2 protein-coding genes are annotated in these 1,511 nt (G+C 40.4%); both read left to right on the top strand.

Annotation, left to right across the window (positions count from 1 at the left end):
* The first annotated feature begins 302 nt into the window (after window positions 1–302).
* Window positions 303–875, top strand: a complete 573-nt coding sequence (locus WBJ10_RS04000; protein WP_424288261.1) for a YceI family protein — start codon at window positions 303–305, stop codon at window positions 873–875.
* A 172-nt stretch (window positions 876–1,047) separates the two neighbouring features.
* On the top strand, window positions 1,048–1,511 hold a 464-nt coding region (locus tag WBJ10_RS03995), incomplete at its 3' end, for a helix-turn-helix domain-containing protein (protein WP_424288260.1).

The following is a 1,511-nucleotide window of genomic DNA, read 5'->3' as shown; positions in this document are numbered from 1 at the left end:
TCGTTGAAACTGTAAAATAGATTTTATTAATGTAATTGTGTGGAAGGGAGCTGAGAGGCTCCCTTTTTTTTTGAGTGAAGGAGCGATGCTAAGTTGCCACGGGCTTTAGCCCCTTCACACTAGCAATCCAATGCCTCCAGCTAAAGCTGGAGCCAAAGGTGAGGCTTTGACAAGCCCTTCTCAACGAATCAATATTCTTTATTACAAACCCTCAACAATACAAGCTACATATTTTATTAATTTTGAAGTAAGTGTTTAAACATCTTATAAACAAATCAATTAACCAATAACCAAAATCAATCATGAAAAAACTATCCATTATCCTTTCCGCACTGGTGGTATTAAGTTCCTTTACATTCTTAGATAATGTATGGATGAACGATGACCCGCATTCTCAAGTGAAATTCACAGTAACTCACTTAGGTATAGCGGATGTATCAGGTACATTTAATGACTTTGACGCAAAAATCACGTCATCTAAACCCGATTTTAGTGATGGTGTGTTCGAAATGACCGCTAAAGTAAATTCCATTGATACCCGTGTGGATGCGAGAAATAAACATTTAAAAAGCCCGGACTTCTTCGACGCAGAAAAATTTCCTGCATTGAGTTTTAAAAGCACCTCTCTTAAAAAAGCTGGAAAAAACAAATTTAAACTGACTGGCGATCTTACCCTTCACGGAATCACAAAACCTGTGACACTTCTTCTCCAACACAGAGGAACTGTAGAGCATCCACAGAAGAAAAAACCAACAGCTGGTTTCAAAGTCACCGGTACAATCAACCGTTCAGACTTTAACCTGGGCAGCACTTTCCCTGACGCTATGATTAGCAATGAAGTGCGTATTGAAGCAGACGGCGAATTTGCGCAGTAATTACGTTTGACATTAATTGTAAGAAGGGGACCGGAGGGTTCCCTTTTTTTGTTTCCGGATTTATCCTGGCTGCTTATAACTCATCGAATAGTAAAATTCATTTGGCTTATTGCTAGCTATTTTTTAATTTTAATAAGCACCCTCACATTTTTCATTAACTCATTAATAGACTATGAGAACAGAAAATGAGATTGATCAACAAACGGCATCCGATCGCTTGTATGTAGGTATGCAGTTTGCCCTCCGTCGCGAGTCACTCGGGCTCAGCGCGGAAACAGTTGCTGAGCAAGCAGGATATTCAATTACACAATACACTTTGATGGAGGAAGGCAAACGCTCTATTAGTGCATCCGATTATTTCAGGGTTTCGGATGTCTGGTACGACTATGAAGATTCGGAGTATCCCGCTTTTTACAGGAAGCTCAAAAAGATCGGGCGTAAAGTCAAAAGAGAATTTTTCTTGTATGAAGAGCAGATTCAGCTAGTTTTTCCGGCAGCAATACCTCTCTTTGTTCGCTTTCCGCTGCGGTATATCGTGGCTGTCATATTAGTTTCAGGCCCATTGCTGATGATGGCCTCTGACATTGTGTATTATGTTGGATATGCGCTTGGATGGCTGGTTCGCGTGTTACAAGG

The organism is Daejeonella sp., assembly GCF_049655485.1.
Lineage (GTDB): Bacteria > Bacteroidota > Bacteroidia > Sphingobacteriales > Sphingobacteriaceae > Daejeonella.
Note: the sequence above shows the minus strand (reverse complement) of the source record. Positions and strands in the feature narration are given on the sequence as shown.

Coding starts and splice junctions, on each gene's coding strand:
- WBJ10_RS04000 (WP_424288261.1), top strand. CDS start 303: ATGAAAAAACTATCCATTATCCTTTCCGCACTGGTGGTATTAAGTTCC.